The 6,071-nt window shown below is 60.4% G+C and carries 7 protein-coding genes and 1 pseudogene; 3 read left to right on the top strand and 5 right to left on the bottom strand.

Features of this window, described 5'->3' with window-relative positions:
• Positions 1-912: 912 nt before the first annotated feature.
• From M0D67_RS14620 to M0D67_RS14610, 3 genes and pseudogenes are all read right to left on the bottom strand, one after another.
• Positions 913-1,110, bottom strand: a pseudogene (locus tag M0D67_RS14620) (YncE family protein); the annotation flags it as partial.
• A gap of 362 nt (positions 1,111-1,472) precedes the next feature.
• Positions 1,473-1,820, bottom strand: a complete 348-nt coding sequence (locus tag M0D67_RS14615) for an MTH938/NDUFAF3 family protein (protein WP_171925646.1) — start codon at positions 1,818-1,820, stop codon at positions 1,473-1,475.
• Positions 1,821-1,861: 41 nt separating this feature from the next.
• Positions 1,862-2,263, bottom strand: coding sequence for a hypothetical protein (locus M0D67_RS14610; RefSeq protein ID WP_233468733.1), 402 nt, complete (start codon positions 2,261-2,263; stop codon positions 1,862-1,864).
• 711 nt (positions 2,264-2,974) lie between these two features.
• Here M0D67_RS14610 and M0D67_RS14605 point away from each other — a divergent pair.
• Positions 2,975-3,220, top strand: coding sequence for a hypothetical protein (locus tag M0D67_RS14605; RefSeq protein ID WP_143758115.1), 246 nt, complete (start codon positions 2,975-2,977; stop codon positions 3,218-3,220).
• A 101-nt stretch (positions 3,221-3,321) separates the two neighbouring features.
• Positions 3,322-3,480: a hypothetical protein gene (locus M0D67_RS14600; protein WP_171925647.1), complete on the top strand. Its 159-nt coding sequence runs from the start codon at positions 3,322-3,324 to the stop codon at positions 3,478-3,480.
• Between the two features lie 565 nt (positions 3,481-4,045).
• Here the strand turns inward: M0D67_RS14600 and M0D67_RS14595 are convergent.
• On the bottom strand, positions 4,046-4,195 hold the full coding sequence (locus M0D67_RS14595) for a hypothetical protein (protein ID WP_171925648.1): 150 nt from the start codon (positions 4,193-4,195) through the stop codon (positions 4,046-4,048).
• 269 nt (positions 4,196-4,464) lie between these two features.
• Here M0D67_RS14595 and M0D67_RS14590 point away from each other — a divergent pair, with 269 nt between their 5' ends.
• Entirely contained in the window at positions 4,465-4,728 is a 264-nt protein-coding gene (locus M0D67_RS14590) for a hypothetical protein (protein ID WP_171925649.1), read from the top strand.
• Positions 4,729-5,909: 1,181 nt separating this feature from the next.
• On the opposite strand, the gene M0D67_RS14585 is transcribed toward M0D67_RS14590, so the two are convergent.
• Positions 5,910-6,068, bottom strand: coding sequence for a hypothetical protein (locus tag M0D67_RS14585; RefSeq protein ID WP_171925650.1), 159 nt, complete (start codon positions 6,066-6,068; stop codon positions 5,910-5,912).
• Positions 6,069-6,071 lie beyond the last annotated feature (3 nt).

Here is a 6,071-nt window from a genome sequence, read left to right as displayed (position 1 = left end):
CGATGGTGCCGCAGCGCCACTTCTCGACGTGGTAGTAGCGCAGGATCTGCGCCTCGAGTTCAACTCCAATGGTCATGGGTCACTTCCTGTGTGGTAGGTAGCAGTACGAACATCACGGAAGACCCGACGGCGTAGCGACCCGAGGCGCACGAAGTCCGGAGAGACGCAGTGGCAGAAATGGCAGCGCTCAGGCACAGCTGGGGCGGTTGCGGACACCGCCGCTGTTGCCGCCGACGTCGTCGAAGTCGGTGCCAGTAGAGCATCGGCGGCAGGCACAGCGGAACCCTGATGCGTCACTTTATTCTGGCGGCTGCGATAGCGGCGCATCCGTTCGGCATGCGCGAAGCGGCCATGACGACTGCGCTGATAGCGCTGGCCGGCCACGCGCATGCTGGCCTGACGCGCGACCTCCGAACAGTCGCCGTCGCAGTAGATCTGGCCGCGGTCGCAACGGCGGCAAATGATGACCTGCGCCCGGCAGCGGGCGCACACAAACAGGCGGCCGGTGGCCGGCATCGGCAATCCCCGTCAATGCCGAAACGCTATCGACGGGACTGGTGGGCCGTGCCATACTGGACCGGCACCCGTGCCCCATGCGCGTGTGGGGCTCGACATCGGAGTGAACTTGGCGGTTTGAGCCGGTGTCGGGCCTGTTTCTTCGGCGGTAAGCCTTCTTCTACCGCATCTCGACCTGAGCGTCACCACATCCTGAAACGAGCCGCGTCGGGTGCGTCTGCACTCGCCCTACGGGCTCCTTCCGACGCACCCGGCAGCGCCTCCCGGTCTTCACGCAAACCCTTCCCAAACCGCTCAGCAGAGCGTGACCATTCGTATCTCTGATTGACGCCGCCGTTTAGTGTCGGCTTCTCACAGCCGTTCACAGGGCTCTTGCACGACGTCGCGAGTCGCCGGCTAACGCATATTCCCGGTGTGGTCCCGCGAATAACGCCCGGGCTGCGGCCAGACTGTGAGTCCGTGCGGCTCCATCCCAACCGGAATGGACTTGACCGCGCCGGTCGTCGTGTCGATCGCGTAGACCACGTCGTCGAACCGGCCGGACAGCCACAACGTCTTGCCATCCGCGCTGACGTTGGCTATAACGGGGCTGCCCGCCACCCTGCTGCAAAAGCGCCGAGACAAGGTCGCCCGCCAGGCGCTTCGCGACAAGGCGTTCTGGCGACCTGTGGCGTTTCAGTCGGGCTGTCGGCCAAACGATGAGAGCCACCCGGGGCGCACTGAAGCGACTCCACTTTCCGCTCGAGGCGATCCTCATCAGCGGGCGCTGGTGCGTCGCGTACGTGAACTGGCGATGGAAGGCGAGCAGCATACGGCGCTTCTTGCTGTTGAGGACTGGCCCAACGTCGACGGATCGGATTTCGAGACGGCTGACCGCGTGACCCGTGATGGACGGGCTCGCCTGACATGCTAAATGCTGCTCAGTTTCAATGTAAATTCACACGGCGCCAAATGACCTAGCACGTGACATGCAGAATCGCGTTGGTCTCGTCGGCATGCTCCTTCAGTCTGGCGATGGCTTCTGCCGTCGGCAGGATAACCAGTTCGACTTGCCGACGCTCGGCCTCGTGCTTCACCTCTTCCATCACCGGTAACGCTCCCGTGCCGGTGCCAATTACCAGCCGCCGGCATTTCCAGGGGATGTCCTCCGCCACTGACAGCGGTGTGTGCCCAAAGGTCTCGCGGAACGCCTTGGATGGCTTCTTCTTGCGTTTGCGAACCTGCCCGTGGTCGATCACCACGTCATGCTGGTAGGTGACGCCATCAATACGGATGCAACCAAAGGAAAATGCTTCGAAGCGCATGCCCATCTCCGCCGCTTTCGTGCGGGTAGCCACTCATTGCATCAAGACCCAACAGAGTGGTCGTCCAACACAATCATTATAGGTTGGACGCAGCGCTGCGCGGAATGTGTCCCGTTGGCGTCACCAGGGGTAAGCAAGCGCGTCGTGAAGCGCCGACAGATGGCTTGGCTTCCGGTTGTCAATCCCGAAAACTCGTCGTTGGTGATGCTGTTGCTCGTTTTTGGCAGTCCGTCGTCGACACGCAGGCGCGGCGTGCGGCCGAACTCTCGGGCGATCACGGGGTCTTCCGGCAGCGGCTGCGCTGGATCGAGCCAGCCAAGCCGAACTCCTGGGCAACGCGCCTCACAGCGGTGCGCTTCCTGCGGCCCATCAGCCGGAAGCGCGATGTCGCGGTCGGAATCGCCTTGCTGCATGTGGACAAGGACCTGGCGGTCCTCAAACAATTTGAACCTCCGGTTGGCCCTGGGAGCCCCCTTCAAAAGAGCGAAGCGTACCCGGCGCGGAAAGTTCGAACCGCGTCCTGCTACAAGGCGCAGGTGACGCCTCTACGTCGATCGTCGGGTGGTGCCATTACGGCGATCATCGACTGGCTCATTACGCCGTTCCTGTCCTGGCACCTATGCGCCGATCATCAAGTGGCTCCTTCTTCCATACGGCGATCCGTGACAACTGTGCGTTGGCGGCTAGTTTGTCAAAACGGCCCCAAATGACTCGAACCTGTTCTGACATGCCTTCCTCGATTCGTGGTTGAGAGCGAATACGAATATGAGCCTTCCGCGTGACCTCGCAACGCGCAGTTCAGCTACGCAGCGCGCATCCGGGCGACGTCAAGCCGCGGGCGCGGTGAAAAGTCAGTTGTCGTCTGATCGGACTGGCGGGCGCTCATGCGGGACCGGCTCGTCTTTATCTGCGTCCGGTGCAGATGACTCGGTCTGCGGCGCCGCGCCAGGGAGCGGCTTGTCTCGCGTCGCAGGTGGCTCGGCAGGTTTTGTGGCGGGGTCTGACGGCATCTCGTTCTCCCGATGACTGGGGAAAATCCCCACCACTACACTAGCACTGAACATCCGGCGTGGCTTGCGTGCGGAACTCCTGGACTACCAGCCGCACATTGGTGCCAGATGCTACGATGGCTGAAAATCGCTGCGGAGGTCTCAATGCAAAACCCCGCCCTGTTCCACGTGCTTCTTGACCACCTCGAGGCGAACGGCACCCAGCCTATCGATCTTCAGCGGTTCGTCGACCGGTGGCACCGACTTCGATCGCACGACGCGTTTCCGTGCCCGGTCTGCTACCTCGCCGGCGAGGAGCAGCCGCTCGCAGCATTGCCGACGCAAGGTAACTTCGAGCCATTCAAATGCCCAGGTTGCCGGACGCAGTTCGACGTACCAATCGACGGGTAACACCACGTGTTCCGAAATGAAAGGGACAACGCAAAACGCCGGTTTCCACGAGCGCATCGCCTAAAATGCAAGCATGCTGGCGACCTGGCAAGGAGGCTGCCATGGCCGGATCGATGACGGGGGTGCTGTTTGGGATGATCGCGCTGATCATGGCTGCGATATTGGTAGCAGAGCACTACAGACACGCACACCACAGCAATCAGCAATTCCGCTCGCTGGACCCGCATCCCATGCGGGACTGGCTGCACCATAAGCGTTGATGGCGCAGCCAGAGTTGAAAGCCCCGCTGAAGGCGGGGCGACCTGGCCAAACTGCATCACTCGCAGCGGGTTTCCCAATGGTGATGCGTCTTCACCTCGTGGCATACCCGATGATGATCATCGTGGTCGTCTGCTTATGCCGATGCAACAGTGCCGAGGGTAGGGGTATGAACAAGGTACGCGGACTATAAACTCCCCGGAGTCTGGCGGCTTCTTCTGCGAGGATCCAGGAGCGAACTCTCCAACAAAAACCGTAGGTGCAGCGGAATGGGGCCCGTTGAGGGGCGTTGAGGTCATCAACCTGAACAACACGACCACTGTCTGCTGGTAGGCGCGATCAGCCACAGCCCTGTTGCGGGCGTGGCATTGCCAGTGGCGATCCACCTAGGCCGTATGGCGGTAGAGATTGTTACGTGAAACACGCCCAGAGCGGGTGCGGTACGATGGTATGGCATCAACGGAGGCGAACATGGCATGGGACTTTCAACCGACTACGGCGTCAGACCTAGGGCAACGCCTGTCCGAGTTGCGGTCGCAAGCGCTTGCGGCTGTGCACGGTCAGTATTCAGGCGATCTCTGCGGGAAAGTGCTTGACCTGATCGACCATGCTGAGCGGCTTCTTGTGCTTGATGCCTTCGATGAAGAAGCAATTGCCATTTCTAGACGGCTTCTCGACGACGGGAACCCTCGCCTCGCGTTGGAGAAGCTTGCTCATGTAATCGAGCCGCGTCTTTTAAGGCAATCACCTTGATGGTGGATTGGTCAGGCCAAGATATTCCCTGATAGCCCACCCGACCCGCTGGAACTATTTCAGCGGGCGTGACGGTCCGTCTGGAAACGATGAGGATTGTCAGATCGCTTCGCGTCTCGACATTTGCGAATCGGTTCGGGCAGGCGGGCCGTCAACGCAGCGGACACCGCCTGCGTTGACGATCTGACTGGCATAGAATTGCGGCGCCCCAAGACCGCGAATCGAGTGCATCAATGAAAAGAATCTATGCCTATAAAGGCTTCGAGATCGCGGTGGACCTTGAAACGGTGTGGGAAACGTCCGGAAACGTCACGTTGGTGCCACCACGCGGCTTTATAGCTGTTGTACATATTCGAACGGCGGGATCTACTCGCCCGATGGTTGCGCCGATACGCCTGACGGCAGATCAGCAGCAGCCCTTCACGACGGAAGCCGACGCGCTGATGGCAGGGTTCAGCGCCGGACAGCGGGTCGTAGATGACACGCTCGCGCCGTGAATGTACCCGGCCCGGCGTGTGGTCGCTGTCAGTCTCTGAACGTCGGTAGACGTTCCCGCGTTGACGACCTGACAAGCGTTGGAATTTCATATGGGAAGCGGGCGATGCTGGACTCCACCTCACCGATTCATCGTCCGCGAAACCGTCACCGTCGGGACCGGGTCCAGCGACAACAGTCGTGATGGTCCAGGTTGCTGAGTTACTGAGCACGCCGATGTTCGCGACGATAGTGACTGACTACAGCGGTCGCTGCGAACACTAGCGCGAACGTACTGATCACAATCCCGATTCACGATTCGCCCATCGCAGTCTCCTTCATTACGTCCGATCCGCGGTTGCCGACCGGTTGCCTTCATTGCAGGGCTGATTTCCTGCCCGCGCAGTCCATTCTCATCGAACGAACCGCGTCACAGCGGTGCGCGGACATCGCTTAACGAATTCTCGCTACAGCGTTCAGGACGGCGCGGCCCTGTAGTGTGATGCTTGGTCGCCGCTGCCCTGACGCCAGCAGTTCAAAGACTACCTGTCGAAAAAGTCGCTGACCGTCTCTCTCACGAGATTCTCAGGGGTCCTTACCCTTCACCGACGTTCGCGAGCGGTTTATAGGTTGTTCTGAGAGGTCGATTTTTTCATCGGCGGACTGAAAACGCCGTGCAGCGACTTTTTCAACAGCATCTGAAGAATTCCGGACATTCGGAGGTGTGCATTCCGCGATCAGCCACCGGCGGCTCCTGGCCGAGCCCGGAAGTTCGATGTCGAACCGATTTGGTCGGACCCAGCCTGCGTCGAACTTCCACAGTCGGCCCCGGCATGTGGAAGCATCCGGAGAACTGAAATCGTCCGTTTCTTACATCGCCTTGCACCCACAAGAGTGCGTCCATGCCGGGCGCACAAAAAAAGCCAAGGCGGTGAAGCCTTGGCTCAGGGGGTTCTGCTGGTTGAGAGGACCAGCAGAATCCGAGGGTGGCCACCGCGCCTGAGAGCGCGGCAGCCCGGTCACAAGATATCGCCGTTTCATCGTCGCGCGAATCGATGTTTACCGCCATGGCGTACGAAACGGCGGCAACCATCGCATAGGTGTTGCCAGTGCACGTTTGCTGATGGAACTCAGGTGCCCATCCATTCAGGCAACGATGCGATCACCCTCGATACCGCAACAACAGGATAGCGAGCGCAGTAGTTCAATGCCGGGCGTTGCTCCAGTGCGGCCAGTAGTGGTGGTGATCCAGCTGTCTGAGCCGTTTCCGACGCAATTGCTCCCGGTAATAGTGAGCGGCGACGAACACGGGTGCCATCGCCAGCACGAACGAACCCACAACGATTGCCACTGCTTCACTCATCGC

It is taken from the genome of Paraburkholderia sp. SECH4 (assembly GCF_030511745.1).
GTDB lineage: Bacteria > Pseudomonadota > Gammaproteobacteria > Burkholderiales > Burkholderiaceae > Paraburkholderia > Paraburkholderia madseniana.
The sequence above is the reverse complement of the archived record's forward strand: the minus strand, read 5'-3'. Positions and strand labels throughout refer to the sequence as shown.